The sequence below is a fragment of the Pseudonocardia sp. TMWB2A genome (assembly GCF_017312135.1).
Window position 1 is genome coordinate 794,990 of sequence record NZ_QKQY01000002.1, and the last position, 26,447, is coordinate 821,436.

General features: G+C 73.5%; 27 protein-coding genes. 5 read left to right on the forward strand and 22 right to left on the reverse strand.

Annotation, left to right across the window (positions count from 1 at the left end; translation table 11 throughout):
• Nucleotides 1-21 precede the first annotated feature (21 nt).
• Together DMP17_RS18120 and DMP17_RS18125 are read right to left on the reverse strand one after the other, a co-directional pair.
• Nucleotides 22-1,203: a fatty acid desaturase family protein gene (locus DMP17_RS18120; protein WP_226355885.1), complete on the reverse strand. Its 1,182-nt coding sequence runs from the start codon at nucleotides 1,201-1,203 to the stop codon at nucleotides 22-24.
• 29 nt (nucleotides 1,204-1,232) lie between these two features.
• The gene (locus DMP17_RS18125) at nucleotides 1,233-2,291 is read right to left on the reverse strand and encodes a ferredoxin reductase (protein ID WP_226355884.1); all 1,059 of its coding nucleotides are present in this window, start codon (nucleotides 2,289-2,291) and stop codon (nucleotides 1,233-1,235) included.
• Between the two features lie 87 nt (nucleotides 2,292-2,378).
• On the opposite strand from DMP17_RS18125, the gene DMP17_RS18130 reads away from it, so the two are divergent.
• A complete protein-coding gene (locus DMP17_RS18130; RefSeq protein ID WP_337830154.1) occupies nucleotides 2,379-3,185 on the forward strand; it encodes a MerR family transcriptional regulator in 807 nt (268 codons plus the stop codon).
• A gap of 12 nt (nucleotides 3,186-3,197) precedes the next feature.
• Here DMP17_RS18130 and DMP17_RS18135 read toward each other — a convergent pair whose 3' ends face one another.
• The 11 genes from DMP17_RS18135 to DMP17_RS18185 all read right to left on the reverse strand — a co-directional run bounded on the left by DMP17_RS18135 (nucleotide 3,198) and on the right by DMP17_RS18185 (nucleotide 15,223).
• Nucleotides 3,198-6,464 carry an acetyl-CoA carboxylase family protein gene (locus DMP17_RS18135; RefSeq protein ID WP_337830155.1) on the reverse strand — a complete coding sequence of 1,089 codons (3,267 nt, stop codon included), beginning with the start codon at nucleotides 6,462-6,464 and terminating at the stop codon, nucleotides 3,198-3,200.
• Entirely contained in the window at nucleotides 6,410-7,288 is an 879-nt protein-coding gene (dapA, locus tag DMP17_RS18140; RefSeq protein ID WP_226355881.1) for a 4-hydroxy-tetrahydrodipicolinate synthase, read from the reverse strand. The genes DMP17_RS18135 and dapA overlap by 55 nt, the downstream gene beginning before the upstream one ends.
• A 90-nt stretch (nucleotides 7,289-7,378) precedes the next feature.
• Entirely contained in the window at nucleotides 7,379-8,155 is a 777-nt protein-coding gene (locus tag DMP17_RS18145) for a hypothetical protein (RefSeq protein ID WP_337830156.1), read from the reverse strand.
• Between the two features lie 77 nt (nucleotides 8,156-8,232).
• On the reverse strand, nucleotides 8,233-8,757 hold the full coding sequence (locus DMP17_RS18150; protein ID WP_226365893.1) for a GNAT family N-acetyltransferase: 525 nt from the start codon (nucleotides 8,755-8,757) through the stop codon (nucleotides 8,233-8,235).
• On the reverse strand, nucleotides 8,754-9,164 hold the full coding sequence (gene ndk, locus DMP17_RS18155) for a nucleoside-diphosphate kinase (protein WP_062404405.1): 411 nt from the start codon (nucleotides 9,162-9,164) through the stop codon (nucleotides 8,754-8,756). Before ndk ends, DMP17_RS18150 begins: the two co-directional genes overlap by 4 nt.
• Before the next feature lie 45 nt (nucleotides 9,165-9,209).
• The gene (locus DMP17_RS18160; RefSeq protein WP_226355878.1) at nucleotides 9,210-9,602 is read right to left on the reverse strand and encodes a type II toxin-antitoxin system death-on-curing family toxin; all 393 of its coding nucleotides are present in this window, start codon (nucleotides 9,600-9,602) and stop codon (nucleotides 9,210-9,212) included.
• On the reverse strand, nucleotides 9,599-9,799 hold the full coding sequence (locus tag DMP17_RS18165; RefSeq protein ID WP_337832696.1) for a ribbon-helix-helix protein, CopG family: 201 nt from the start codon (nucleotides 9,797-9,799) through the stop codon (nucleotides 9,599-9,601). The genes DMP17_RS18160 and DMP17_RS18165 overlap by 4 nt, the downstream gene beginning before the upstream one ends.
• A 41-nt stretch (nucleotides 9,800-9,840) precedes the next feature.
• The gene (locus tag DMP17_RS18170; protein ID WP_307799092.1) at nucleotides 9,841-10,251 is read right to left on the reverse strand and encodes a DUF4233 domain-containing protein; all 411 of its coding nucleotides are present in this window, start codon (nucleotides 10,249-10,251) and stop codon (nucleotides 9,841-9,843) included.
• Nucleotides 10,248-11,885, reverse strand: coding sequence for a bifunctional folylpolyglutamate synthase/dihydrofolate synthase (locus DMP17_RS18175; protein ID WP_374203839.1), 1,638 nt, complete (start codon nucleotides 11,883-11,885; stop codon nucleotides 10,248-10,250). Before DMP17_RS18175 ends, DMP17_RS18170 begins: the two co-directional genes overlap by 4 nt.
• Before the next feature lie 7 nt (nucleotides 11,886-11,892).
• Entirely contained in the window at nucleotides 11,893-14,529 is a 2,637-nt protein-coding gene (locus tag DMP17_RS18180; RefSeq protein WP_226355877.1) for a valine--tRNA ligase, read from the reverse strand.
• A gap of 178 nt (nucleotides 14,530-14,707) precedes the next feature.
• Nucleotides 14,708-15,223, reverse strand: coding sequence for a hypothetical protein (locus tag DMP17_RS18185; RefSeq protein ID WP_337830157.1), 516 nt, complete (start codon nucleotides 15,221-15,223; stop codon nucleotides 14,708-14,710).
• Nucleotides 15,224-15,304: 81 nt separating this feature from the next.
• Between DMP17_RS18185 and DMP17_RS18190 the strand changes: the two genes are divergently transcribed.
• Nucleotides 15,305-15,727, forward strand: coding sequence for a PPOX class F420-dependent oxidoreductase (locus tag DMP17_RS18190; protein WP_226365896.1), 423 nt, complete (start codon nucleotides 15,305-15,307; stop codon nucleotides 15,725-15,727).
• 483 nt (nucleotides 15,728-16,210) lie between these two features.
• Here the strand turns inward: DMP17_RS18190 and DMP17_RS18195 are convergent, their stop codons facing one another.
• From DMP17_RS18195 to DMP17_RS18235, 9 genes are all read right to left on the reverse strand, one after another.
• Nucleotides 16,211-17,755 carry an alkaline phosphatase D family protein gene (locus tag DMP17_RS18195; protein WP_337830158.1) on the reverse strand — a complete coding sequence of 515 codons (1,545 nt, stop codon included), beginning with the start codon at nucleotides 17,753-17,755 and terminating at the stop codon, nucleotides 16,211-16,213.
• Nucleotides 17,756-17,821: 66 nt separating this feature from the next.
• Entirely contained in the window at nucleotides 17,822-17,968 is a 147-nt protein-coding gene (locus tag DMP17_RS18200; protein WP_157818505.1) for an MFS transporter small subunit, read from the reverse strand.
• Entirely contained in the window at nucleotides 17,965-19,347 is a 1,383-nt protein-coding gene (locus tag DMP17_RS18205; RefSeq protein ID WP_226355873.1) for an OFA family MFS transporter, read from the reverse strand. Before DMP17_RS18205 ends, DMP17_RS18200 begins: the two co-directional genes overlap by 4 nt.
• Nucleotides 19,348-19,482: 135 nt before the next feature.
• Nucleotides 19,483-20,772 (reverse strand): ATP-dependent Clp protease ATP-binding subunit ClpX, encoded by a 1,290-nt coding sequence (gene clpX, locus DMP17_RS18210; RefSeq protein ID WP_020625701.1) that lies wholly within the window; start codon nucleotides 20,770-20,772, stop codon nucleotides 19,483-19,485.
• Nucleotides 20,773-20,942: 170 nt separating this feature from the next.
• Complete coding sequence (locus tag DMP17_RS18215) at nucleotides 20,943-21,605, reverse strand: ATP-dependent Clp protease proteolytic subunit (RefSeq protein ID WP_226356687.1); 663 nt, start codon at nucleotides 21,603-21,605, stop codon at nucleotides 20,943-20,945.
• 29 nt (nucleotides 21,606-21,634) lie between these two features.
• The gene (locus DMP17_RS18220; RefSeq protein ID WP_062404398.1) at nucleotides 21,635-22,231 is read right to left on the reverse strand and encodes an ATP-dependent Clp protease proteolytic subunit; all 597 of its coding nucleotides are present in this window, start codon (nucleotides 22,229-22,231) and stop codon (nucleotides 21,635-21,637) included.
• A 296-nt stretch (nucleotides 22,232-22,527) separates the two neighbouring features.
• Complete coding sequence (tig, locus tag DMP17_RS18225; protein WP_337830159.1) at nucleotides 22,528-23,973, reverse strand: trigger factor; 1,446 nt, start codon at nucleotides 23,971-23,973, stop codon at nucleotides 22,528-22,530.
• A 211-nt stretch (nucleotides 23,974-24,184) separates the two neighbouring features.
• On the reverse strand, nucleotides 24,185-24,502 hold the full coding sequence (locus DMP17_RS18230; RefSeq protein WP_337830160.1) for a hypothetical protein: 318 nt from the start codon (nucleotides 24,500-24,502) through the stop codon (nucleotides 24,185-24,187).
• A 73-nt stretch (nucleotides 24,503-24,575) separates the two neighbouring features.
• Nucleotides 24,576-24,749: a CsbD family protein gene (locus tag DMP17_RS18235; RefSeq protein WP_062401261.1), complete on the reverse strand. Its 174-nt coding sequence runs from the start codon at nucleotides 24,747-24,749 to the stop codon at nucleotides 24,576-24,578.
• Nucleotides 24,750-24,866: 117 nt separating this feature from the next.
• Between DMP17_RS18235 and DMP17_RS18240 the strand changes: the two genes are divergently transcribed.
• The 3 genes from DMP17_RS18240 to DMP17_RS18250 are packed head-to-tail and all read left to right on the forward strand — an operon-like array spanning nucleotide 24,867 to nucleotide 26,427.
• Nucleotides 24,867-25,505, forward strand: coding sequence for an RNA polymerase sigma factor (locus tag DMP17_RS18240; protein WP_226355869.1), 639 nt, complete (start codon nucleotides 24,867-24,869; stop codon nucleotides 25,503-25,505).
• Nucleotides 25,496-26,068 (forward strand): Asp23/Gls24 family envelope stress response protein, encoded by a 573-nt coding sequence (locus DMP17_RS18245; protein ID WP_226355868.1) that lies wholly within the window; start codon nucleotides 25,496-25,498, stop codon nucleotides 26,066-26,068. Before DMP17_RS18240 ends, DMP17_RS18245 begins: the two co-directional genes overlap by 10 nt.
• Nucleotides 26,065-26,427, forward strand: coding sequence for an Asp23/Gls24 family envelope stress response protein (locus tag DMP17_RS18250; protein WP_226366074.1), 363 nt, complete (start codon nucleotides 26,065-26,067; stop codon nucleotides 26,425-26,427). The genes DMP17_RS18245 and DMP17_RS18250 overlap by 4 nt, the downstream gene beginning before the upstream one ends.
• Nucleotides 26,428-26,447: the final 20 nt, after the last annotated feature.

The window sequence follows — 26,447 nt, forward strand, 5'->3', positions numbered from 1 at the left end:
ATCGGACATCAGGGGAAGCTATCAGCGCCTGCCGTTCGGCAGGGCCAGTCGGTTGATCGTGCCCAGGACCTGCATGTACTGCTTCCACAGCGGCCCGGTCGTGTACTCCAGCCCGTACTCCCGGCACAGCTCCCGCACCTCGGGGGCGATCTCGGCGTAGCGGTTGCTGGGCAGGTCCGGGAACAGGTGGTGCTCGATCTGGAAGCTGAGCTGGCCGGTCATCAGGTGGAAGTACCGGCCGCCGTCGAGGTTGGCCGAGCCCAGCAGCTGACGGACGTACCACTCGCCGCGGCTCTCGTCCTCCAGCTGCTCCTCGGTGAACTGCACGGCGCCGGTCGGGAAGTGCCCGCAGAAGATGACCGCGTGCGTCCAGACGTTGCGCACAAGGTTCGCGGTGAGGTTGCCCGCGAGCACCGGCAGGAAGAACGGCCCGGCCAGCGCGGGGAACGCCACGTAGTCCTTGAGGATCTGGCGGCCGGTCTTGCGGCCGATCGACTTGATCTGCTGCCACACCCGGCTCAGCGGCTTCTCCCCCGCCACGACCTTCTCGACCTCGAGGTCGTGCAGCGCGACGCCGTACTCGAAGAACAGGCTGAGCAGGAAGTTGTAGAGCGGGTTGCCGAGGTAGTACGGCGTCCACCGCTGCTCCTCGGACAGGCGCAGGATCCCGTAGCCCACGTCGCGGTCCTTGCCGACGACGTTGGTGTAGGTGTGGTGCATGTAGTTGTGCGAGTGCTTCCACTCCGCCGAGGACGAGACGTTGTCCCACTCCCAGGTCGACGAGTGGATCTTCGGGTCACGCATCCAGTCCCACTGGCCGTGCATGACGTTGTGCCCGATCTCCATGTTCTCGAGGATCTTGGCGATCGAGAGCATCGCGGTGCCGGCGATCCAGGCCGGCGGCAGGACGCCGGCGAACAGCAGCGCGCGGCCGCCGATCTCCAGCGCCCGCTGCTTGCGGATGACGCCGCGGATGTACTCGGCGTCGGACGCGCCGCGCTCGGCGAGGACGCGGTCGCGGATCGCGTCGAGGCGGCGGCCGAGCTCCTCGATCTGCTCGGCGGTGAGGTCGGTGGTGGCGGCCACGTCCTCCCGGCGCGACGACGGCACGAGCTCCAGCACCGGGCGCTGCGGGTGCTGTTCGCGGCCGGTCTCCTCCGGGCCGGGCTCGGCGTGCGTGGGGTTCTCCAGGACGGCGGTCATGAGGACCTCCTTCGGTCGGAGCGGGTGTGTCAGGGAAGGTCGATGCGCGCGGGGCCGCACGCGGAGTTGATGCAGGTCTGGACCAGGTCGCCGGGCTCGCCGTGCGCCTCGCCGGTGCGCAGGTCGCGCACCCGGCCCTCGCGCAGCGGCAGCACGCAGCCGAAGCAGATGCCCATCCGGCAGCCGCTGGGCATGAGCTTCCCGGCGGCCTCCCCGGCCTCGAGGAGGCTCTGGCCGGACTCGACGACGACGTCGTCCCCGCCGAGGTCGACGGTGCCGCCGGTGCCCTCGGTGGCGCGGGCCGGCGGGGTGAAGCGCTCGGCCACGACGCCGTCCCAGGCGCCCTCCAGGGCATCGAGCAGGCCGTCGGGGCCGCAGGCGTACACGGCGCGGTCCGCCCGGTCGGCGACGGCGGCGTCGAGGGTCGTGGGGTCGAGCCGCCCGGAGACGGCGCTGTGGCGCAGCACGACCCGCAGCGACGGGTGCCGCGCGGCCAGGCCGGCCAGCTCGGCGCGGAAGATCGTGTCCTCCGACGTGCGGGCGCCGTGCACGAGCACGACGTCGGGCATCGTCCCGGCGCGGTCGAGCGTGCGCAGCATGCCCATCACCGGGGTGATGCCGCTGCCCGCGGTGACGAACAGCAGCTTCTCCGGGAGCGGGTCGGGCAGGACGAAGCCGCCCGCCGCCTGGTCGAGCTCGACGATCGTGCCGATCGGCAGGTCGCGGACCAGGGTCGGCGACACGGCGCCGCCGTCGACCTCCTGCACGGTCACCGTGAGGTGCTCGGCGTCCTCCGGGGAGGTCAGCGAGTAGCTCCGGGTGAGCCGGACGCCGTCGACCTCGACGCCGATGCCGACGTACTGGCCGGCGCGGTGCCCGGCCCAGGCGCGCCCGGGCTCGATGGTCACCGAGACCGCACGGCCGGTCTCGCGGCGACGGGCGACGACCCGGCCGCGCAGCGACGTGGTCGACCAGAGCGGGTCGACCAGCGTCAGGAAGTCCTCGGGCAGCAGCGGGGTCGTGAGGGCGCTCGCGGCGGCCAGCAGGCCCCGGCGGCGCGAGGTCGTGCCAGGAGCGGATCGGAACATGACATCGACTGTGCACGGTTTGATGTCACATAGCAACCGGGGCCTCTTGAATCCTGTGTCACATGCCTGCCTGTTATCCTCCGTGTCATGGTCGAGGACCCGGAGTCGGCGGACTGGCGCACCATCGACGAGCTGGCGCGGTCCAGCGGTGTCACGGTGCGCAACATCCGCGCCTACCAGTCCCGGGGGCTGCTGCCCCCGCCGCAGGTCAAGGCCCGGACGGGTTACTACGGACCCGGTCATGCGGCGCGTCTGGAGCTGATCCAGGACCTGCAGGACGAGGGCGTCAAGCTCGACACGATCAAGAAGCTGCTCGACACCACCGGTGGCTCCACCGAGCAGGTCGTGCAGTTCATCCGGACCGTCCGCGCGCTGTTCGCGCCCGAGGACCGGCAGATCGTGCACCTCGCCGAGCTCGCCGAACGGTACGAGAGCACCGACGTCGGCGTGGCCAGGCGCGGGGTCAAGATGGGTCTGCTGCGCGAGCTGGGTGACGACACCTACGAGGAGATCAGCCCGCGGCTGATGAACGCCGCCGCCGAGCTGACCGGTCTCGGCATCCCGATCACCCGCTCGCTCGACGTCGTGGAGCAGCTGCGCAAGCACGCCGACGCCGTCGCCCGGCTCTACGTCGACCTGTTCCTCGGCGAGATCTGGCAGCCCTTCGACGCCGAGGGCCGTCCCGACGACCAGTGGCCGCGCGTCTACGAGACGATCGAGCGGATGCGCCGCATCTCCGGTGAGGTCATGATCGCCGTGCTGGAGCTGGCCGTGGCCGAGCGGGTCGACGTCACCTTCGGCCGCGACATCGTGCGCAACGTGAAGACCACGAGCGCGGGCCCCACGGTCGCCCCCGATGCCGCGGAGCCGTCCGCGGACGGGGCGCCGTCCTGACCACCGGGCCGGTCAGCGCCCGCGCAGCGCGCGGGAGACCACGGCCCGGGTGTCGGCGGGGTCGATGACGTCGTCGATCTCGAACACCGTCGCCACGCTGAGCGCCTTGCCGCGCTCGTAGTACCCGGCGACGAGCTCGTCGTAGCGGGCCCGCCGCGCGGTCTCGTCGGTGATCGCGGCCAGCTCGTCGCGGAAGCCGAGGCGGACCGCGCCCTCCAGCCCCATCCCGCCGAACTCACCGGTCGGCCAGGCCACGGTGAGCACCGGCGCGTGCAGGTCACCGCCGGCCATCGCCATCGCGCCGAGGCCGTAGCCCTTGCGCAGCACGACCGTCACCACCGGCACCGTCAGCCGTGCCCCGGCGACGAACATCGCCCCGAACCGGCGGACGGTCGCGGTGCGCTCGGCGTCCGGGCCGACCATGAACCCCGGGGTGTCGCACAGCGACACGACCGGCAGCCCGCGGGCCTGGCACAGCGCCAGGAACGCGGCGGCCTTGTCCGCGGCGTCGCCGTCGATCGCGCCGCCGAGGTGCTCGGGGTCGTTGGCGATCACGCCGACGGCGCGGCCGTCGAGCCGGGCCAGTGCGGTGACCATCCCCGCGCCGAACCCGCCGCGCAGCTCGACGACGGAGCCGGTGTCGCACAGGGTGTCGACGACGCGGCGGACGTCGTAGGCGCGCAGCCGGTTCTCCGGGACGAGGTGGCGCAGCAGCCGCTGGTCGGCGTGCCCGCCGGGCACCGGGTCCCCGGCGACGTGCAGCAGGTACCGGCGGGCCGCGGCGGCCGCGGCCCGGTCGTCGGGCACCAGCAGGTCGACCACGCCGTTCGCCCACTGCATCGGCATCGGGCCGACGTCACCGGGTGCGACGACGCCGAGCCCGCCGCCCTCGATCATCGCCGGGCCGCCCATGCCGAGGCTGCTGCCCTCGGTCGCGACGATCAGCTCGCAGGCCCCGGCCAGGGCCGCGTTGCCGGCGAAGCAGTAGCCGGCGACGACCGCGACGGTCGGGACCCGGTCGCGCAGGCGGGCGAACAGCCGGAAGGTCGGCACGTCGAGCTGGGTGACGGCGGAGGTGTCGGTGTCCCCCGGCCGTCCACCGCCGCCCTCGGCGAACACGACGACCGGCAGCCGGTCGCGCTCGGCGAGCTCGAGGAGCCGGTCGGTCTTGCGGTGGTTGAGCACACCCTGGGTGCCGGCGAGCACGGTGTAGTCGTAGGCCAGCACGGCGACCGGGCGTCCGCCGACGGTCCCGGTGCCGGTGACGATCCCGTCGGCGGGGGTGCGGGCGACGAGCTCGGCGGTGCTGCGCCGGGCCCGCTGCGCCGCCAGGGTCAGCGCGCCGTACTCGACGAGGCTGTCGGGGTCGAGCAGGTCGGCGACGTTCTCCCGGGCGGTGCGCCGTCCCGCCGACCGCCGGCGTGCGACGGCGGCGGGCCGGCCGGCGTCGAGCCCGCCGTGGCGGCGGTCGCGGACCTCGGCCAGGTCGGGCCGGATCCGGTCGGGGTCGACGTCCTCGGCACGGCCCGGGGCGTCCGCGGGGTCGGCGTCGGCGAGGACGGCGAGCAGCTCCCCCGCCTCGACCGCGTCCCCGACGGCGACGACGACCGTCTCCACCCGGGCCGGCCGCTCCGCGGTGACCGGGTGCTCCATCTTCATCGACTCGAGGACGACGACCTCGCCGCCCGCGGCGACGACCTGCCCGGCCGGGGCGGGCAGCGCCACGACGACGCCGGGCCGGGACGCGCGCACGGCGGTCCGGTCCGCGGGGACCTCGACCGCCGGGCCCGGCGCCGATCCGTTACCCGCGGCGTCACCCGCCGCGGGCGCGCCGGTCTCGGGCGCACCGGTCGCGGGCAGCACGGTCTCGCGGGGCGCCGCGGCCAGCTCGACCAGGTGCCGGTCGACGAAGGTGGTGTCCAGTGTCCCGTCGACCAGCTCGGGGCGGGCGAGGACGGCCTGCAGCAGCCCCAGGGTGACCGCGACGCCGGCCACGTCGAACCCGGCGAGGGCACGCCGGGCGGCGGCGGCAGCGGCCTCCGGCGTCGCCCCGCGGGCGACGACCTTGGCCAGCAGCGGGTCGTAGCGTGGCCCGACCCGGTACCCGGCGTAGCCGTGGGTGTCGACGCGGACCCCGCGCCCGGCGGGCGGCTGGAAGCGGGTCAGGGTCCCGGCGGCCGGGACGAGGGCCCCGTCCGGCCCGACGGTCTCGGTCGTCACCCGGGCCTGGACCGCGGTCCCGCGCGGCGCGGGCGGGGAGGCGAGGCCGAGGTCGGCGAGCCGGGCGCCGTAGGCGACCCGCAGCCCCAGCTCGACGAGGTCGAGGCCGGTGGTCTCCTCGGTGACGGTGTGCTCGACCTGGATCCGCGGGTTGACCTCCAGGAACGCGATGTCCTGCCCGGCGAGCAGGAACTCGACGGTGGCGAGGCCGCGGTAGCCGTCGCACAGGCGCAGCGCGGCCTCGTGCAGCCGCGCGCGCACCGGGGCGGGCACGGCGGGGGCGGGCGCGATCTCGACGAGCTTCTGCCGGCGGCGCTGCGCGGAGCAGTCCCGGTCCCCCAGCACGACGGCGCCGGTGCCGTCGCCGAGGACCTGCACCTCGACGTGCCGGGCGGCCGGCAGGAGGCGTTCGACCTGCACCGCGCCGTCGCCGAACGCGGCGAGCGCCTCGGACGAGCAGCGGCGCACGGCGTCGTCGAGGTCGGCCGGGTCGGTGACCGGGCGCATCCCGCGCCCGCCGCCGCCGGAGCGGGCCTTGACCATGACGGCGCCGCCGGGGCCGAGGCGGGACAGCAGCGCGGCGCCGTCGGCGGGTTCGACGGCCTCCAGCACCGGTACGCCGAGCGCCCCCGCGTGGTCGCGGGCGGCGGCCTTGTCCCCGAACAGCTCCAGCGCCTGCGGCGACGGCCCGACGAACACCACTCCGGCGTCCGCACAGGCCCGGGCCAGCGCCGGCCTCTCGGAGGCGAACCCGTAGCCGGGGTGCAGCGCACCGGCCCCGGCGTCGACGGCGGCACACACCAGCGCGGCGACGTCGAGGTAGGCGGCGGCGCCGGTGCCGGGCAGCGCGACGGCGGCGTCGGCGCGGGCGACGTGCGCGCAGGCGGCGTCGTCGGCCGCGTGCACGGCGACCGTGCGCACGCCCAGCCCCGACGCCGTCTCCATGATCCGGACGGCGATCTCGGCGCGGTTGGCGACGAGCAGCGCCCCGGGGAGCGCGGGGCTCAGGACAGCAGACCCGCGGCCCGCAGCGCGGCGCGGACGTCCTCGTGGTGCCACTCGTCCAGCGGCACCAGCGGCAGCCTGATTCCGCCGGGCATGAGCCCCAGCTCGGCCAGGGCCCACTTCACCGGGATCGGGTTCGGCTCGGAGAACAGCGCCGCGTGCAGGCCCGCGAGGTCGGCGTCGAGCGCGGAGGCGGTCTCGGCGTCACCGGCGACGGCGGCCTTGCACATCCGGGCCATCGTCTCGGGGGCGACGTTCGCGGTGACCGAGATGTCGCCGTGGAACCCGGCGAGCATCGACGCGCGGGCGGTGCCGTCGTCACCGGAGTACAGCGCGAAGTCGTCCAGGCCCAGCGCGACGAGCTCGCGGACCCGGTCCAGGTCGCCCTTGGCCTCCTTGAGGCCGACGATGTTCGGGATCTCCGCCAGCCGGGCCACCGTCGACGGCAGCATGTCGCAGGCCGTGCGGCCCGGGACGTTGTAGAGGTACTGCGGGATGTCGACGGTCTCGGCGATCCGCTTGAAGTGCTGGTAGAGGCCCTCCTGCGGAGGCTTGTTGTAGTACGGCGTCACGAGCAGCGCGCCGTCGGCGCCGGCCGCCCGCGCGGCGCGGGTCAGGTGGATCGCCTCGTCGGTGGAGTTCGCCCCGGTGCCGGCGATGACCGGGACCCGGCCGTTCGCGACCTCGATGGTGCGCCGCATGACCTCGGTGTGCTCGAGCACCGACAGCGTGGACGACTCGCCGGTCGTGCCGACCGAGACGATCGCCGCGGTGCCCGCGTCGACCTGCCGCTCGACGAGCTCGCCGAGGGCCTTGTGGTCGACCTCGCCGCTGTCGTGCATCGGGGTCACGATCGCGACGATGCTTCCGGTGATCATGCCGGGCCTCCCTGGTACCGCTGCTCCTGCCGGTGCGACCGTAGCAAGCGGGACCGACGTCCCGGTGCGGGTTTCCTCTCAGCCGCCGGCTCAGCCCAGGGCCAGCCGGGCGGGCTGGACCGACCGCGTGATCCGGCGCACCGCCTGCACCGCGATCACCCCGGCCGCGACCGTCGCGACGACGGTGACGGCGATCGGCCGGTCGTTGGCCACGATGCCGAGCAGCGCCCAGCACAGCGCCCCGGCGAAGCCCGCGAACCCGGCGGTGGAACCGACGACCGACAGCACGACCGCGGTGAGGATCACGAGCAGCAGGATGGCCGCGACCTGCGGGAGCACCCCGTCGGACGGCAGCCCGACCGCGACTCCGGCCGCCATCAGGCCCAGCACCAGCGCGGCCGAGGACCAGCCGAGGTAGATCGCCAGCGGCAGCCGCATCGCCAGCCGTTCCGCCCAGCCGTCGGCGACGCTGCGGGACAGCCGTCCGTAGACGACACCGAGCGCGACGACGAGCAGGACCAGCAGCACCTCGGCGGTGACCACCCACCGGTTCGAGAAGGCCGCGATCCACAGCGGGTTGAGCACCGCGGTCGCCGCGACCCACCAGCCGACGCGGCGGTGCACCTCGCGGCCGCGCTGGCCGGGCAGCAGGGCGTAGCCGGCGTAGACCAGCACGCCCAGGTAGATCAGACCCCAGATCGAGAACGCCCAGCCCGCGGCCAGCAGCGGGGTGTCGTAGTCGCGCGCGACGGCGCCGATCCCCGACCCCCCGAACGCCGACACGAGCACCTGCAGGATCGCCAGGACCGCCACGACGACTCCACGGATTAGGTCCGCGGTCGTCGGGCGCGGGGTGAGCACGGTCATGGCCCACATGGTGGACCGCGGGGACGGCCTCTGCCATCCGGCCGTCGGGGGGAATCGATCTTCCCGCGGGCCGGGGGTCAACCGAGCGGCAGGTAGAACAGGTGGACGTCGCGCGCGTCCTCCGGGGAGAGCAGCACCCCGCCGGGCAACCTGCCGTACTCGACGAAGCCGCGGGCGGCGTAGAACGCGGGCAGCGGGGTGCCGCCGCGGGCGCCGAGGGTCAGCATCGCCAGGCCCGTCTCCCGGGCGTGGGCGACGGCGGCGTCGAGCAGGACCGTGCCGAGACCACGTCCCTGCAGGGCCGGGCGGACCATGAGGCGCTGCACGTCGGCGCGGTGCGCGGCGATGCCGGTGTTCGGGACCAGGAAGACCGTGCCCAGCGGGGCGGTCTCCTCCCCCAGCACGAACATCCGGGACGCGCCGGACCGGGCGGCGTCGACGGTCTCGACCGCCAGTGCGCGGACCTCGTCCGGGTCGGCGCCGGGCACGAAGTCCACGGCGCCGCCGGCCTCGGTCACGGCGATCCAGAGGTCACCGAGCGCGGCGGCGGCGCCGGGGTGGGGGTCGACGACCCGGCGGACGGCCGGGACGCCTGCGGTCACAGGTTCGGGAACCAGAGCTTGATCTCCCGGTCGGCCGACTCCGGGGAGTCCGAGCCGTGCACCAGGTTGGAACCGGTCTCCAGGGCGAGGTCGCCACGGATGCTGCCGGGGGTGGCCTTCTCCACCGGGTCGGTGCCGCCGGCGATCTGCCGCCAGGCGGCGATGGCGCGGGGGCCCTCGACGACCGCGGCCAGGACCGGGCCGGAGGTGATGAACGACAGCAGCTCCTCGAAGAAGGGCTTGCCGTCGTGCTCGGCGTAGTGCTGGGCGGCCAGCTCACGGTCCACCGTGCGCAGGTCGAGGGCCACCAGACCGAGGCCCTTGCGCTCGATGCGCGAGACGACCTCACCGACGAGCTTGCGCGCGACGCCGTCGGGCTTGACCAGGACGAGAGTGCGTTCAGTCACGCGCGACAGGGTAGCGACGACCCGGTGGGGGTCCGGCACCCACCGTCAGGACGGCGGCTCCGGCTCGTCGGTGAGCTCCGCCAGCGCGGCGGCGATCCCAGGAAGGTCATGCAGACTGCCCTCGGACACCGAGACCACCGACGTGAACACGGCGTCCTGGTCGACCCGCGGCGGATGCCCGTTCAGTACCAGGAACACCGCCGTCGTCGCCCAGGCCAGCCGCTTGTCGCCGTCCACCAGGGCGTGGTTGCCGCAGATGCTCTGGAGCAGCGCGGCCGCCTTGAGGTGGACGGTCGGATAGGCGTCTCGGCCGAACAGCACGGTCGCCGGCCGGGCCGGCGCGGACTCGAGCAGACCGAAGTCGCGGACCACCGGCTCCTGGCCGAGTGCGTCCGGGGCGAACCGCAGGACGTCGACCAGGGAGAGGTACCGGGTCACGCCCGCCCGAGCCGGTCGAGGGCCTCCCGGAAGTTCGTGGTGACCCATGCGGCTGCGTGGTCGACGTCGGCGTCGTGGTCGTGGCGGGCGACGTACTCCCGGACCGCGGACCGCGCGACCTCCTGCATGGAGCGTCCCTCCGCCTCCGCCCGGGCGCGGAGGGCGTCGGACTCGTCATCGGTCAGGCGGAGGGTCATGGCCACGACCGAGGACGATGCCGGAAGTGATACCGCCGGACTCAGTCCTGCTGCTGCGACGGCAGCGTCCCCGCCGCCATCCGCCGGGCCACCTCGCGCCGCATCCAGACCAGGACCGCCCACACGAGGATGAACACCACCGCGACCACGACCAGCGACGACAGGAACACCAGCGCCGCGACGAGCAGCGCCCCCTGCAGCACCAGCGCCGCGGTGAGCCCCCACGGCCGCCGCTGCACCCCGGACGCCAGGATCATGGCGACGGCGATGCCCGCCACCACCCCGAAGCCGAGCGCGGTCGACCCGGTGCCGAAGCGCGGGAGCACCAGCAGCGCCAGGAGGACGACGATCGCCTCCAGGATCAGCGTCGCGGCGAACACGCCGCGGGCGCCCTTCATGGGGTCGGTGGGCGGCGGCCGCACACCCTCGGGCACACCCGGCACGTCGCTCACTCCGGTTCCTTCCCGAACAGCGACCGCGCCTCGCCGACGGTGACGACCGACCCGGTGACGACGACGCCGACCCCGGACCCGCCCGCCTCCTCGGCGATCTCACGGGCCTGCTCGACGGCCTCGGCCAGCGACGGCTCGACGCTGACCCGCTCGGAGCCGAACACCTCGGCGGCGAGCGCACCGAGCGCGTCGGGGTCCATGGCGCGCGGCGAGGAGTTGGTGGTGACGACGACCTCGTGCAGCGCGGGCTGGAGTGCCTCCAGGATGCCGCGGGCGTCCTTGCCCTCCAGCACCCCGATCACGCCGACCAGCCGGGTGAAGCGGAACTCGGTGCCGAGCGCGGCGGCCAGCGCCGTCGCCCCGGCCGGGTTGTGCGCGGCGTCGAGCAGCACGGTCGGCCGGTCCGGCCCGCCCTCGACGGGCTCGAGCCGCCCGGGTGAGCGGACCGAGGCGAACGCGGCGCGGACCGCGTCGGGGTCGAGGGGCTGCGCGGTGCCGGCGCCGACGAGCGCCTCGGCCGCGGCCAGCGCGACCGCCGCGTTCGACGCCTGGTGCTCGCCGTGCAGCGGCAGGAAGATCTCGTCGTAGCGGCCGGACAGGCCCTGCAGCTCCAGGCGCTGCCCGCCGACGGCGATCTCGCGGGAGACGACGCCGAACTCCGCGCCCTCCCGCGCGACCTGCGCGTCGACCTCGGCGCAGCGGGCCAGCAGGATCTCGGCGACCTTCCGGTCCTGCGCGGCGAGGACGGCGACGGAGCCCTCCTTGATGATCCCGGCCTTCTCGCGGGCGATGTCGGTGATGTCGTCGCCGAGGTACTCGGCGTGGTCGAGCCCCACCGGCAGGACGACGGCGACGTGCGCGTCGGCGACGTTGGTGGCGTCCCAGCGCCCGCCGAGCCCGACCTCGATCACCGCGGCCTCGACCGGGGCGTCGGAGAAGGCGGCGAAGGCCATCCCGGTGAGCACCTCGAACTTGCTGAGCGCGGGCCCGTCGCCGCGCTTGGCGTCGACGAGCTCGACCAGCGGCTCCACCTCGCGGTAGGCCGCGACATAGCGCTCGGGGGTGACGGGCCGGTTGTCGAGGTTGATCCGCTCGGTGGCGCGCTGCAGGTGCGGGCTGGTGTAGCGCCCGGTCCGCAGCCCGATCTCGGTGAGCAGCGCGTCGACCATCCGGGAGGTGGAGGTCTTGCCGTTGGTGCCGGTCAGGTGCACGACCGGGTAGCCGCGCTGCGGGTCGCCGAGGGCGTCGCACAGGGCCTGCATCCGCTCCAGCGACGGCTCCATCACCGACTCGGGCCAGCGCCGGTCCAGCGCCGCGTCGACGGCGAGGAACTCGGCGTAGCCGGTCACCGTGGACTGGGCCGGGACGACGTCGGGGTCTCCCCCGCCGCGGATCTCGTCCAGGACGGCCGCGATCAGGGCCTCCTGGGTGTCCTCCGGTGCCGCGGCGGACGCCTCGGGGGCGTCGGAGCGGTCCTCGCCACCGGGCTCGTCGTCCTGCTCCTGCTCGGCGTCGCCGCCGGACGGCTCACCGTCGGGCGAGTCGCCGAACCCGCCCTCGGCCCACCGGTCGCCGCCGTAGGTCGGCGAGTCGGCCTCGGTGAAGTCGTCGAACTCGTCGTACTCCTTCGCCACGGCGGGATCAGGCCTCCGGGAGCGCGGCGAGCCGCGCGGTGATGCGGTCGATGTCGGCGACGGCGGTCGCGTGCCGGGCACGGATCCCGTCGACGACCTCGGCCGGTGCCTTCTCGGTGAACTTCGGGTTGGTCAGCTTCTTGTCCGCCTGGTCGCGCTCCTTCTCGGCGACGGCGAGGTCCTTGCCGAGCCGGGCCCGCTCGGCGGCGACGTCGATCGCCCCCGAGGTGTCCAGCTCGACGGTGACCGGACCGCCGGAGGTGGCGACCTCGAAGCTCGCGGTGGCGGCGAAGTCGTCACCGGCCGGGTCGAGGCGGTTCAGGAAGCGCAGCGCGCGCTCGTGCGCGGCCAGCCCGGCGTCGCCGAGGCCGGTGAGGCGGGCGGCGACGGCCTTGCGGTCGGGCAGCCCCTGCTCGGTGCGGAACCGGCGGACCTCGGTGATGACCTTCTGCGCGTCGGTGACCCGGGCCGTGGCGGCCGCGTCGACCGGCGCGCCGGTGCCCTCGGCCGTCGGCCAGGCCGCGGTCACGACGGTTTCGCCGCCGGTCAGCGCGGTCCACAGCGCCTCGGTGACGAACGGCGCGATCGGGTGCAGCATCCGCAGCAGCGCGTCGAGGACGTGCCCGAGGACCGCCCGGGTGCCCGGCTCGGTCGCCGGGTCGTCGAGCTGGGTCTTGCACAGCTCGACGTACCAGTCGGCCAGCTCGTCCCACGCGAAGTGGTAGAGCCCCTCGGTCGCCTTCGCGAACTGGTAGCCGTCGAGCAGCTCGTCGGTCTGCGCGCGGACCTCGGCGAGCCGGCCCAGGATCCAGCGGTCGGCGTCGGTCCGGTCGGCGTCCGCGGGCAGCGGCAGGCTGGCGTCCGCGCCCTTGGCCAGGGCGAACCGGGTGATGTTCCAGAGCTTCGTGGTGAAGTTCCGGGACCCGGCGACCCACTCCTCCGACAGCGACATGTCGGTGCCGGGGTTGGAGCCGCGGGCGATGGTGAACCGCAGCGCGTCCGCTCCGTAGGAGTCGATCAGCGCCAGCGGGTCGATGACGTTGCCCTTGGACTTCGACATCTTCTTGCCGTGCTCGTCGCGGATGAGCCCGTGCAGGTAGACGTCGCGGAACGGGGCCTTCCCCATCACGTAGGTCCCGAACATCATCATCCGGACGACCCAGAAGAACAGGATGTCGTAGCCGGTGACCAGGACCGAGTTCGGGTAGTAGCGCTCCAGGTCCGGGGTCTCGTCCGGCCAGCCGAGCGTGGAGAACGGCCACAGCCCGGAGGAGAACCAGGTGTCCAGGACGTCGGGGTCCTGGCGCCAGCCCTCGCCCGACGGCGGCTGCTCGTCCGGTCCGACGCAGACGACCTCGCCGTCCGGGCCGTACCAGACCGGGATGCGGTGCCCCCACCACAGCTGACGGCTGATGGTCCAGTCGTGCATGTTGTCGACCCAGTCGAAGTACCGCTTGGCCTGCTCCTTCGGGTGCAGGACGGTCTCGCCGGAGCGGACGGCGTCGCCCGCGGACCGGGCGAGCGGCTCGACCTTGACGAACCACTGCAGGCTCAGCCGCGGCTCGATCGGGACCCCGGTGCGCGAGTCGTGCCCGACCGAGTGCAGGTAGGGACGCTTCTCGGCGACGATCCGGCCCTGGGCGCGCAGCTCCTCGCGGATGGCCTCGCGCGCCTCGAACCGGTCCATGCCGTCGAACCGGGTGCCGGTCCCGGCGATGGTGCCGGCCTCGTCCATGATCGTCGGCATCGGCAGGTCGTGCCGACGGCCGACCTCGAAGTCGTTCGGGTCGTGCGCCGGGGTGATCTTGACGGCGCCGGAGCCGAACTCGGGGTCGACGTAGTCGTCGGCGACGACCGGGATCATCCGCCCGGTGATCGGCATCTCGATCTCGGTGCCGACCAGTGCGGCGTAGCGCTCGTCGTCGGGGTGGACGGCGACCGCGGTGTCGCCCAGCATCGTCTCGACCCGGGTGGTCGCGACGACGACCGAGGCGTCCCCGTCGCCGTAGCGCATCGAGACGAGCTCACCCTCGGTCTCGATGTGGTCGACCTCGATGTCCGAGATCGCCGAGCGCAGCGCCGGGGACCAGTTGACCAGGCGCTCGGCCCGGTAGATCAGCCCGTCGTCGAACATCTTCTTGAAGACGGTGGCGACGGCGCGCGACAGCCCCTCGTCGAGGGTGAAGCGCTCGCGGGACCAGTCGACGCCGTCCCCGAGGCGCTCCATCTGCCCCAGGATCGAGCCGCCGGACTCGGCCTTCCACTCCCAGACCTTCTCGACGAACGCCGCGCGGCCGATCGCGTGCCGGTCGGGCTCGCCCGCGGCGGCCATCCGCCGCTCGACGACCGACTGGGTCGCGATCCCGGCGTGGTCCATGCCGGGCAGCCACAGCGCGTCGCGCCCCTGCATCCGGGCGCGCCGGGTCAGGACGTCGATCAGCGTGTGGTCCATCGCGTGGCCCAGGTGCAGGCTGCCGGTGACGTTCGGCGGCGGGATGACGATGCAGAACGGGTCGGCGTCCGACGACGGGTCGGCCCGGAAGTACCCGGCGTCGACCCAGCGGCGGTACATGTCGCCCTCTACCTCGCCCGGGGTCCACTTGGCGGGCAGGTCGGCGGTACGCGCTGGCAGGGTCTCGGTCACATGTCAAGTCTACGAGTCGACACCGACAGCATTTCCGGCCCCCGCACCGTCGCGCCCGCGACCGGGACACGCGTCGCAGCCCGCCGGACGGGCACCCCCGCACGGCCCGCCGCCCGGTGATCGCCGGAAGTGGAGTCGCGGGTGCGGCCGACCCGCCCCGGCGCTCCACTCCCGGCGATCACCGGGCGGGTAGCAGCACCGCCCACGGTCGCGGCCACCCCAGCAGCCCGGTGACGGCGGCCGGGTCCCCCTGCCCGAACAGCTCCGGGTCGACGGCCCGCACCCGGCCGGAGCCGGGCTCGTAGACGCGCCACCGGCCGTCGCCGGACGGGGGCAGGACCAGCACCCAGTGCCGCGGCAGCCACCCGGACCCGACCAGCAGCGGGACCGGGACCCCGGCGTCGCGCACCCCAGCCAGCGCACCCGCGGTCGCCGGGCGGACGCGGTAGCGCCCCGCGGCGGGCGCGTGCCGGTGCAGCCAGGCCCGCATGCCCCACGGCGTGGTGCCGAGGGCGCGTGGCCAGAGCCGGTTGGCCTGCCGGTGCGCGGTGCGCTGGGCCTCGGCGAACCGGTCGGCCACGGCGCCGGGCCACCCGGATCCGGTCAGCACCGCGGTCACGACCAGCACCGACGGTCCGCAGGTGACGCCGTCGACCTGACGGCCGAGCAGGGTGCCGGGTGGGAGGTCGTCCATGACGACACCCTCCCCCGCGGCGGGCCCCGCGGTCACCGTGGCGCGCCCCGGCGCCGGTCGCGGCGCCCTAGGCTCGGTTCCATGACCGCTCTGAGCCACGAGGTCGTCGCGTTCCTCTCCCACGGCACCCGCACCGGCATGCTCGGCTGGACCGCGCAGGACGGGCGCCCGCTCGTCGCGCCGGTCTGGTTCCTCGTCGAGGACGACGCGATCGTGTTCAACACCGGCGCCGCGACCGCGAAGGGCCGGGCGATCGCCCGCGACCCGCGCGTCGTGCTCACCGCCGACCTGCCCGAGCCCCCGTACGGGTTCGTGCAGGTCCAGGGCGTCGCCGAGACCAGCCAGGATCCCGACGAGCTGCTGCGCACCGCGACCGCGCTCGGTGGCCGCTACATGGGTGCCGACCGTGCGGAGGAGTTCGGCCGGCGCAACGGCGTCCCCGGCGAGCTGGTCGTCCGGATCCGCCCCACCAAGGTCATCGCCCAGCTCGACGCGACCGCCTGACCCCCGGCTCCGTCCCCGGGACCCGCGCGTGCACCCGCCGGGATCCACACCCCCTGGCAGGCGTCCACACCCGTCGCAACAGGTGTGGGCGCCCGCCAAGGGGTGTGGACGTGGCCGGAGGAGTTGTCGCACCCCTACGGGGGTCGGCGCACCCGCCGCGGAGGGTGCGACGACCTCCGCCCGGGTGCGGCGGGCCGCCGGTGACCGCCACGGCCGCTCCGGTCGCGGAGGCCGGACGCCGCGGAAACCGGAAGCCGCCGAGGCCGAGGAGGCCGGGGCCGCGGAAGCCAGAGGCCTCTGGGCCCGCGGAAGCCGGGGCCCGCGGAAGCCGGGGGCCGCGGAAGCCGGGGGCCGCGGAGGCCCGAGGCCGAGGAGGCCGCGTCCCACGTGGCGGGTTCGGGCGACGACACCGGTCACCTCCCGCGGGCACCCCCCGGTGGCGCCGCACAGCTGTCGGCCACGCGGGGAGTGCGGACGCGGTCGTCAGGTCCGGCGCAGGGTGGTGGTCCAGAGGGAGGCGCCGGCCTGGTCGCGCAGGTGGACCTCCAGGGTCGTCCCGTCGGGGGCGATGTCGAGCTCCCCGAAGTGCTGGAACCCCTCCAGCGGGCTCGCGCCCTGCCGGGACGGTCCGCGCACGAACTCCGCCCGCGGACCGAAGGTCGGGTCGAGCTCGTTCGGACCGAAGGCACCGGCGTGCAGCGGGCCGGAGACGAACTCCCAGAACGGGTCGAAGTCGGTGAACGCGGCGCGCTCGGGGGCGTAGTGGTGGGCGGCGGTGTAGTGCACGTCCGCGGTCACCCACACCACGTTGCGAACCTTCCGCCGGCGGATCCCGGCGAGCACCCCGGCGATCTCGGACTCACGCCCGCTCGGCGGCCCCGGCACCCCGTTGGCGACGGCCTCCCAGGCGGTGTCGCCGTCGGGTACCAGCACCCCGATCGGCATGTCCGAGGCGACGATCTTCCAGGTCGCCCGGGAGGACGCGAGCGCGTCGACGAGCCAGCGGGCCTGGGCCTCCTCCAGGATCCGCTCGCCGCGGCCGGTGTTGGCGGAGTTCGCGCTGCGGTAGGTGCGCATGTCCAGCACGAACACCTCGACGTGCGGGCCGAACGGCACCCGCCGGTACACCCGTCCGTCGACGGCGAGGCGCGGGTCGACCGGCTGCCACTCGTGGAACGCGCGGAACCCGCGGGCCGCGAGCACGTCCACCCGCTTCTCGGTGTACTTCTCCCCCACCTCACCGGTGAGGATCTCCCCCGGGTACCAGTTGTTGGTGACCTCGTGGTCGTCCCACTGCACGATCTGACCGACCGAGGCCGCGAACCGGCGCAGGTTGTCGTCGCGCAGGTTGTAGGCGAACTGGCCGCGGAACTCGGTCAGGGTCTCGGCGACCTTCGCCTTCTCGGGCGTCATCTCGTTGCGCCACACCCGGCCGTCGGGCAGCGTGACGGTCTCGGTGAGCGGGCCGTCGGCGTAGACGGTGTCGCCGGAGTGCAGGAACAGGTCGGGGTGGCGGTCGGCCATCGCGGAGAAGATCCGCATGCCGCCGGTGGCGCGGTCGATGCCCCAGCCCTGCCCGACGACGTCGCCGGACCACTGGATCCGCACCGGCTCGCCGCGCCCGGGGACCGCCCGGAAGGAGCCGGTCAGCGGCGCGCTCGCGGGACCGCCGTCGAGCGGCTCGGCGACGACGCGGTAGTGCACCCGTCCCCGCGTCGCCGGGACCCGCAGCTTCCCGGTGAGGTCGGTGTCCGGGGTCAGCACCGGGCCGGGGATCCGCAGCGCCCGCCGGAAGTCCGGCGAGCCCGCGACCTCCACGACCATCCGCGACGGCCGGTCGGCGCGGGTCCAGACGAGCCCGGAGCCGGGCCGGACGTCACCGGCGGCGACGCCGTGGGTCAGGACCGGCCGGCCGGAGCGCACCAGGGCGGGTGCGGCCGCACCCGTCCCCGGCAGGGCGAGGGCCGCGGCGCCGGCGAGACCGCCGGCGGCCGCGGTGCGGAACAGGGAGCGTCGGGAGAGAACCACGCCCGCCGTTCTAACCCGGACGAGTGATCACGAACCGGACCGTACGGGTGAACGGCGGGCGAAGACTCAGCCGAACAGGGCGGGGATCTTCAGGACGAGCTCGTACAGCCCGTAGGCGAACGGGACGCCGACCCACACCCAGGCCAGGACGGCCCCGATCCACTGCACCGGCCCCCAGGTCGACGACCCGCCGGTCTCGGCAACGCTGCTCACGCGGTCTCCTTCTGGGTCGGGGTCCGGGCCGCCTCTGCGGACGGCTCGTGGTGCTTCGCGTCGACCGGCTTGATCAGCTCGTTGCAGACGAACGCGATGACCAGCAGCACGATCATGATGATGAACGCGGTCGTGTAGCGGGCCGGGCCCTCGACGCCGGCCTCGATCCGCGCGTCGGCGATCGCGTTGACGATCAGCGGGCCGAGGACGCCCGCGGTGGACCACGCCGTCAGCAGCCGGCCGTGGATCGCGCCGACCTGGTAGGTGCCGAACAGGTCCCGCAGGTACGCCGGGACGGTGGCGAACCCGGCGCCGTAGAACGACAGGATCAGCACCGCGGCGACGATGAACAGCGCCCGCGACTGGTTCGGGATCAGCGTGATCAGCAGGTACAGCAGCGCGCCGACGCCCAGGTAGATGCGGTACATGTTCTTGCGGCCCAGCACGTCGGACAGCGACGACCAGGCGATGCGCCCGGCCGAGTTCGCCAGCGACAGGATCGCGACGAACCCGCCCGCCGCCGCGGCGAGGGTGGCCGTGGCCCCGTTCTCCGCGAAGAAGTCCTGGAAGATCGGCGAGGCCCGTTCCAGGATGCCGATGCCCGCGGTGACGTTGAAGCACAGCACGACCCACAGCAGCCAGAACTGCGGCGTGCGGATCGCGTTGTTCGCCGAGACGTTCCCGGTCGAGATCATCCCGCTCTTCTTGGCCGTCGACGGGTCCCAGCCCGGCGGCGTCCAGCCCTCGGCGGGCACCCGGATGAGGATCCAGCCGACCGACATGAAGACCAGGTAGATCAGGCCCATCGTGAGGAATGTGGACCCGATGCCGGCCGAGGTGGCCCCGTCGCCGGAGCCGCCGAACGCCGACAGCAGCGAGTTCGTGAGCGGGGTCGCGATGAGCGCGCCGCCGCCGAAGCCCATGATCGCCAGGCCGGTGGACAGGCCCGGGCGGTCCGGGAACCACTTGATCAGCGTGGAGACCGGCGAGATGTAGCCGATGCCCAGGCCGATGCCGCCGACGAAGCCGTAGCCCAGCACGACCAGCCAGTACTGCTCGGCGTAGAGGCCGAGACCCGAGATCAGGAACCCGGCGACGAAACAGCTCGACGCGACGACCATCGCCCAGCGCGGGCCGTTGCTGTCGACCTTCGTGCCGAATAGCGCCGAGGACAGGCCCAGCATGATGATGCCGAGCGTGAAGGGCAGCGCCGTGGCGACGCCCGACAGGTCGAGTGCGTTTGCCAGCGGGGTCTTGAAGACGCTCCAGGCGTAGACCTGGCCGATCGCCAGGTGGATGGACAGCGCTGCCGGTGGGACGAGCCAACGGCTCCATCCGGGTGGAGCAACGATGCGCTCCCGCGTGAGAAATCCGGACATGTCGCCCCTCCGTCGTATGTTGACGGAGCAACGCTAAGTAGTGCGGAAGGGTGCAGCAACCCGAGCGGGTCTCGAAACGACAACGCCGGTCCCACCTGCTGGTGGGACCGGCGTCGGGTCGGTTCTCGCGGCGGCTCAGGCCGAGCGGTCGCGGCGCTCCCGGCGCTGCGGCTGGCGCGGGACGATCGTCGGGTTGACGTTGTCCTTCACCGTCTGCGCGGTCACGACGACCTTCGCCACGTCGTCGCGGCTGGGGATGTCGTACATGACCGGGAGGAGCACCTCCTCCATGATCGCCCGCAGGCCACGGGCGCCGGTGCCGCGCAGGATCGCCTGGTCGGCGACGGCGTCGAGGGCGTCCTCGGCGAACTCCAGCTCCACGCCGTCCATCTCGAACAGCTTGCGGTACTGCTTCACCAGGGCGTTCCGCGGCTCGGTCAGGATCTTGACCAGGGCGTCCTTGTCGAGCGAGGTCACCGAGGCGACGATCGGCAGCCGGCCGATGAACTCGGGGATCAGACCGAACTTGATCAGGTCCTCGGGGAGGGTCTCGGCGAAGCGCTCCGCGGAGTCCAGGTCCTTCTTCGAGCGGATGTCGGCGCCGAAGCCGATGCCGGACTGGCCGACCCGCTCGCCGATGATCCGCTCCAGCCCGGCGAAGGCGCCGGCCACGATGAACAGGACGTTCGTCGTGTCGATCTGGATGAACTCCTGGTGCGGGTGCTTGCGGCCGCCCTGCGGCGGGACGCTCGCGGTGGTGCCCTCGAGGATCTTCAGCAGCGCCTGCTGCACGCCCTCGCCGGACACGTCGCGGGTGATCGACGGGTTCTCCGACTTCCGCGCGATCTTGTCGACCTCGTCGATGTAGATGATGCCGGTCTCGGCGCGCTTCACGTCGTAGTCGGCGGCCTGGATGAGCTTGAGCAGGATGTTCTCGACGTCCTCGCCCACGTAGCCGGCCTCGGTGAGGGCGGTCGCGTCGGCGATGGCGAACGGGACGTTGAGCATCTTGGCCAGCGTCTGCGCCAGGTAGGTCTTGCCGCACCCGGTGGGGCCGAGCATCAGGATGTTCGACTTGGCGATCTCGATGCCGTCGGAGGCGTCGCCGCCCGCGGCACGGCTGCGCTCGCCGGCCTGGATGCGCTTGTAGTGGTTGTAGACCGCCACCGACAGCGTGCGCTTGGTGGTGGCCTGACCGACGACGTACTGGTCGAGGAACTCGTGGATCTCGGTGGGCTTGGGCAGCTCGTCGAGCTTGACCTCACCGGCCTCGGCCAGCTCCTCCTCGATGATCTCGTTGCAGAGATCGATGCACTCGTCGCAGATGTAGACGCCGGGGCCGGCGATGAGCTTCTTGACCTGCTTCTGGCTCTTCCCGCAGAACGAGCACTTGAGCAGGTCCCCGCCGTCGCCGATGCGTGCCATAGGTGTCGATCCCCAGTCCTGGTCCGGCGTTCTCGCGTCGCGCCCGTCGCCCCGTGCGGGTTGACGGTACCTGCCCGCGGCCCGCACGGGGACCGGAAGCGGTGTCCGGTTCCCCGGCGGGTCGCCGGGCGGTCACCGGCGGCCGGAACCGGCCGCCGGTGACCCGGGTGTCACTTGCCGCCGGCGGTACCGGACAGCTTGCGGCTCTGCACGATCTCGTCGACCAGGCCGTACTCCTTGGCCTCCTCGGCCGTCAGGATCTTGTCCCGGTCGATGTCCTCGCGCACCTGCTCCGCGGAACGGTTCGAGTGCCGCGCGATGACCTCCTCCATCCGCTTGCGGATGCGGGAGATCTCCGCCGCCTGGATCTCCAGGTCCGACACCTGGCCGTACACGCCTTGGGTGGCCGGCTGGTGGATCAGGATGCGGGCGTTCTCGACCGCCATACGACGGCCGGGGGTGCCCGCGCACAGCAGCACGGCCGCGGCCGACGCCGCCTGCCCGAGGCAGACGGTCTGGATGTCGGGGCGGATGAACTGCATCGTGTCGTAGATCGCCATCAGCGACGTGAACGACCCGCCCGGCGAGTTGATGTACAGCGAGATCTCGCGGTCCGGGTCGAGCGACTCGAGCACCAGGAGCTGCGCCATGGTGTCGTTCGCCGAGGTGTCGTTGATCTGCTCACCGAGGAAGATGATGCGCTCCTCGAAGAGCTTGTTGTACGGGTTCGACTCCTTGACCCCGTAGCTGGTGCGCTCCACGTACGACGGGAGCACGTACCGGGAGCGGGCCGGGTCCGGCGCCCAGCCGCCGGGGCCGCGCAGGTCGGTCATCGACTCCGGGTGGCGCGGGTCGAAGGTGCTCACTTGTCGCTCCCGTTCTGCTCGCCGATCCGCCCGGCGTGCGTCACGACGTGGTCGACGAAGCCGTAGTCCTTGGCCTCCGGCGCGGAGAACCAGCGGTCCCGGTCGGAGTCGCGCTCGATGGTCTCGACCGACTGACCGGTGTGCTGGGCGATCAGCTCCGCCATCTCCCGCTTGGTGCGGCGGAACTGCTCGGCCTGGATGGTGATGTCGGCTTCGGTGCCGCCGACGCCCGCGGACGGCTGGTGCATCATGATCCGCGCGTGCGGCAGCGCCGAGCGCTTGCCCGGGGTTCCCGCCGACAGCAGGAACTGCCCCATCGACGCGGCCATGCCCATCGCCGTGGTCGCCACGTCGCACGGGATCAGGTTCATCGTGTCGAAGATGGCCATGCCGTCGGTGACCGAGCCACCGGGCGAGTTGATGTAGAGCTCGATGTCCTTGTCCGGGTCCTCGGCCGCGAGCAGCAGCATCTGCGCCGCGATGCGGTTCGAGATCTCCGCGTCCACCTGCTGACCGAGCACGATGATGCGCTGCTGGAGCAGGCGGTCGTACACGGAGTCGGACAGCGACATCGCGCTGATGCCGGACCGCATCTGCGGCCCGGTGCCGCGGCCCGCGGACGGGCCGGTGTCCTGCTGGCTCACTTCACCCTGCTTTCCGAAGTCGGGCCCACCCCCGCGGCGCGGACGCCGCGGGAGAGGGTCCCGGAGTCTTCCTCTGGATCGCTCTCGGTTCTCCGGTGTCGGGTCTTGCGAACCCGTTCACGGTCCCGGTTGGGGACCGGTTCGGGGCCGACCCTACGCGGAGCGGATGCCCCGTGTAGGGAACGACGCCCGATGTTCGCCGACAGCGCACGACGTGTCGTGCGAGGCCGGGTGACGGCCGCCGATCAGGCCTTCGCGTCGGCCTTGTCGGAGGCCTCGTCGGCGGTGGTGTCCGTGGCGTCGTCGGCGGTGTCGTCGGCACCGTCCACGTCGGTCGCGGGGATCTCCTCGACGGTGGTCTCGTCCTCGTCCGGCCCGAGCAGGTCGGACAGGTCGACGGCCTCGCCACCCGGCAGGGTGACGGTCGCCGCGCGCACCGCGGTGATGAGCGCCTTGGAGCGGCGGACGTCCTGGTAGATCACGCCGAGCTGGCCGGCCTGCTGGATCTGCTGGACGAACTGCTCCGGGGCCATGCCGTACTGCTGGGCCTGGTAGACGATCCGCTCGGTGAGCTCCTGGTCCCCGACCGAGATCTCCTCGCGGTCGGCCAGGGTGTCGAGCACGAGGCGGTAGCGGACGGCCTTCTCGGCCTCCTCGCGCGTCTCGGTGTCGAACTGCTCGCGGGTCTTGTCCTGCGAGGAGAGGAACTCGCCGAACTTGTCCTCGTCGTGGTCGAAGGCGTGCACCGCGTCGTGGGTGCGGGTCTCGACCTCGGCGGCGACGACCGACTCCGGCAGCGGCACCTCGGTGTCCTCGACGAGCTTGTCCAGGAGACGGTCGCGGGCCTGCGCGGCCTGCTCCATCCGCTTGGACCGGCCCAGGCGCTCGCGCAGGTTCTCGGTCAGCTCGTCGAGCGTGTCGAACTCCGAGGCCAGCTGGGCGAACTCGTCGTCGGCGTCGGGGAGGTGACGCTCCTTCACGGTGGTCACCTTGACGGTGATCTCCGCGTCCTTGTCGGCGTGCTCGCCGGCGACCAGCTTCGAGGTGAAGGTCTTCTCCTCGTCGGCCGACATGCCCTCGAGGGCCTCGTCGATGCCGTCGATGAGACCGCCCTGGCCGACCTCGTAGGAGAAGCCGGTGGTGGTGGCCTCCTCGATCTCCTTGCCGTCGACGGCGGCGGAGAGGTCGATCTGGACGTAGTCGCCGGACTGCGCGGGACGCTCGACACCGGCCAGGGTGCCGAACCGGGCGCGCAGCTGGTCGAGCTGCTCGGTGACCTCGTCCTCGGTCACCTCGGTCTCGTCGACCTCGACGGTCAGGCCGTCCAGGTCGGGGAGGGTGATCTCGGGGCGGACGTCGACCTCGGCGGTGAACGCGATGCGCTCGCCGTCGGCGATCTCGGTGACCTCGATGTCGGGCCGGCCGATCGGCTTGACGTCCTCGGACGTCACCACGGCCTCCTGGTACTTGACCGGGATCGCGGCGTTCACGACCTCGTCCAGGACGGGGCCACGGCCGATCCGGGCCTCCAGGATGCGGGCCGGCGCCTTGCCCGGGCGGAAGCCGGGGATGCGGACCTGCTGGGCGATCTTCTTGTACGCGCGGTCGAAGTCGGGCTTGAGCTCGTCGAACGGCACCTCGACGTTGATCCGGACGCGCGTCGGGCTGAGGTGCTCGACGGTGCTCTTCACGGTGGAACTCCTTGGGCGGTACGAGTGCTGCAACGGGCCGCGGCACGCGCGGCCCCCGGTCGGTGGCCCCGCCCGCCGGCGCCGGACGATCCCGGCTCTGCGCCGGGCGTCCCGTGCCACCGGCCGCCGGGTACGTGGGACGCGCCCGGTGACGGCGGGGCTCGCGCGAGTCTAGGCGAGCCCGGTCACCGTGCGACGGCCCGGGCGCGGGTCACGGCGCGGCGGGGCCCTCGACGCCGCCGGCCGCACCGACGTCGGCGACGGTCACGTCGACGGCCAGGGTGTCGTCGCCGAGGACGGCACGGACCCGGTCGGCGACCTCGTCGGCGACCGCGGCGAAGGGCCTGCCCAGCCGCACGACGACGGCGATCTCCACCGGGTCGGCCAGCCGCACGCCCTGGACCCGGTGCCCCGGCAGGTACGACGCGACCGAGCCGAACGGGCCGCCGTCGAGCCGCAGCACCGACGGGTGGGCCAGCACGGCGTCCGCGACGGCCTGCGGGCCGGGTCCTGCGGCGGGGTCGGTCACGGGGCGGACCTTAGCCATAGAAGACGGCGGCGGCACCCCGCTGTGGGGTGCCGCCGCCGTCGTCGTGCGCGGGTCAGCTCTTGAAGGTGTCCTTGAGCTTCTCGCCGGCCTGCTTCAGGTTGCCGGTGGCCTGGTCGGCCTTGCCCTCGGCCTGCAGGTCCTTGTCGTCGGTGGCCTTGCCGGTGGCCTCCTTGGCCTTGCCACCCAGCTCCTCGGCCTTGTTGCTGATCTTGTCTCCGAGACCCATGGGGCTCACCTGCTTCCTGATCGCGTGTCCGGCGGGCGGGGGTGCGAGCCGGTCGCTACGGTCCTTGACGGGGTGGACTACCCCCACCCTCCACTTTCCAATCCCGACGGGGCGCTCATGGCGAACGCGCAGGTCAGCGGCCCACCGGCCGCCGGGGCCCCGGTCCCCGACGTGCCGTCGGCGCGGCCGGTGCGGGTGCCGTCGCGGGCCGCGCTGGACGAGACCACGCTGGTCGTCCGGGCCCAGGACGGCGACGTCGGCGCGTTCGAGGAGCTGGCCCGCCGCCACCAGAACGCCCTGTTCCGGGTCGCGGTCCGGGTGCTCGGCGACGCCACCGACGCCGAGGACGCCCTGCAGGACGCGCTCATCGACGCCTGGCGGCGGATCGGCACCTTCCGCGGCGAGGCGGCCTTCTCCACCTGGATGTACCGGATCGTCACCCACCGCTGCACCGCACTGGTCCGGCGGCGGCGACGGACCGACCCGCTCCCGGCCGACGACGGACCGGGCGCCCCGGCCGACGACCGCTCCCCCACCCCGGAGCGGGCCGCCGAGGTCGACGCGGAGATGGCGGCACTGTCGCGGGCCGTCGCGTCGCTGCCGGAGGACCAGCGCACGGCCTGGGTGCTGCGGGAGCTGGAGGGGCTGGGCTACAGCGAGATCTCGCAGATCACCGGGGCGGGTGAGACCGCCGTCCGCGGCCGGATCCACCGGGCGCGCGGGGCACTGGCGGAGAGGATGCGGGCATGGCGGTAGAGAGGACCGGGGCGGAGCGCGTCGAGCCGCTGGCCTGCGGCCGGGACGCCGCCGACGTCTGGGACCACGCGGAGGCGGGTGTGCTCGACGAGCACGAGCTGACCTGCCCGCACTGCGTGCGCGCCCACGCGGACCACGACCGGCTCGGTGGGCTGGTGGCGCGGATGGCGGCCGAGCCGCTGCGGCCGCCGCCGTCGGTGCTGGAGCAGGTGATGGGCGCGGTCGTCGCGGACCTGCGCCCGCACGAGCTGCTCGCCCTCGGGCCGGACGCCTGGCTGGGCAGGCCGACCGCGGAGGCGGCGCTGCGCCACGTCGTGGACACGATGGACGGGCTGCGGGCCCGCCGGTGCCGGATCGAGCAGCTGCGCGACCCGGACGGTTCCGCGGACGGCCCGGCCGCGGTGTGGGTGCGGGTGACGGTCGCGGCCCGGTTCGGGGTCGACCTCGCCTCGGTCACCGCGCGCGTCCGGCAGATGATGATCTCGGCCGGGGACCGCACGCTCGGCGTGCCGATCGCCGGGGTGGACATCCTGGTGGAGGACCTGTGGGAGGAGCCGGCATGAGCGGGCCGACGACGGTGTCCGTCTCCGACCTGGCCGTCGCGCGGGTGGCGGCGCGGCGGGTCCGGCGGGTGCCGGGGGTGGCTGCGCTGCTGGGCGACGTCGCGCAGACCCTGCTGGGGCTGGCCGCGGACTGGTTGCCCCGCGACCCGGTGCCCGAGGAGCTGCGGGTGCAGGGCCTGGTCGCGTCGGTGCACGGGCACGAGGCCGAGATCCGGGTGACGGTCGGGGTGCGGTTCGGCACGAACTGCGCCGAGCTGGCCGAGCGGGTGCGCCGGGAGGTGGCCGAGGAGGTCGCGACGGTGTGCGGTCTCGACGCCCGGGTGCGGGTGACCGTCGCCGACATCGCGCTGCCGGTCTGACCCTCCCCCGCCCGCGTGCG

Bases quoted from the DNA above. Each gene is read 5' to 3' on its own strand.
- DMP17_RS18165 (WP_337832696.1), bottom strand. From the start codon at position 9,799: ATGACCCTCCGCCTGACCGATGACGAGTCCGACGCCCTCCGCGCCCGG.
- DMP17_RS18235 (WP_062401261.1), bottom strand. From the start codon at position 24,749: ATGGGTCTCGGAGACAAGATCAGCAACAAGGCCGAGGAGCTGGGTGGC.
- dapA (WP_226355881.1), bottom strand. From the start codon at position 7,288: ATGATCACCGGAAGCATCGTCGCGATCGTGACCCCGATGCACGACAGC.
- DMP17_RS18190 (WP_226365896.1), top strand. From the start codon at position 15,305: ATGACCGCTCTGAGCCACGAGGTCGTCGCGTTCCTCTCCCACGGCACC.
- DMP17_RS18185 (WP_337830157.1), bottom strand. From the start codon at position 15,223: ATGGACGACCTCCCACCCGGCACCCTGCTCGGCCGTCAGGTCGACGGC.
- DMP17_RS18145 (WP_337830156.1), bottom strand. From the start codon at position 8,155: ATGACCGTGCTCACCCCGCGCCCGACGACCGCGGACCTAATCCGTGGA.
- DMP17_RS18250 (WP_226366074.1), top strand. From the start codon at position 26,065: ATGAGCGGGCCGACGACGGTGTCCGTCTCCGACCTGGCCGTCGCGCGG.
- DMP17_RS18130 (WP_337830154.1), top strand. From the start codon at position 2,379: ATGGTCGAGGACCCGGAGTCGGCGGACTGGCGCACCATCGACGAGCTG.
- DMP17_RS18220 (WP_062404398.1), bottom strand. From the start codon at position 22,231: ATGCGGTCCGGCATCAGCGCGATGTCGCTGTCCGACTCCGTGTACGAC.
- clpX (WP_020625701.1), bottom strand. From the start codon at position 20,772: ATGGCACGCATCGGCGACGGCGGGGACCTGCTCAAGTGCTCGTTCTGC.
- DMP17_RS18125 (WP_226355884.1), bottom strand. From the start codon at position 2,291: ATGTTCCGATCCGCTCCTGGCACGACCTCGCGCCGCCGGGGCCTGCTG.
- DMP17_RS18215 (WP_226356687.1), bottom strand. From the start codon at position 21,605: ATGACCGACCTGCGCGGCCCCGGCGGCTGGGCGCCGGACCCGGCCCGC.
- DMP17_RS18245 (WP_226355868.1), top strand. From the start codon at position 25,496: ATGGCGGTAGAGAGGACCGGGGCGGAGCGCGTCGAGCCGCTGGCCTGC.
- DMP17_RS18205 (WP_226355873.1), bottom strand. From the start codon at position 19,347: ATGTCCGGATTTCTCACGCGGGAGCGCATCGTTGCTCCACCCGGATGG.
- DMP17_RS18120 (WP_226355885.1), bottom strand. From the start codon at position 1,203: ATGACCGCCGTCCTGGAGAACCCCACGCACGCCGAGCCCGGCCCGGAG.
- DMP17_RS18240 (WP_226355869.1), top strand. From the start codon at position 24,867: ATGGCGAACGCGCAGGTCAGCGGCCCACCGGCCGCCGGGGCCCCGGTC.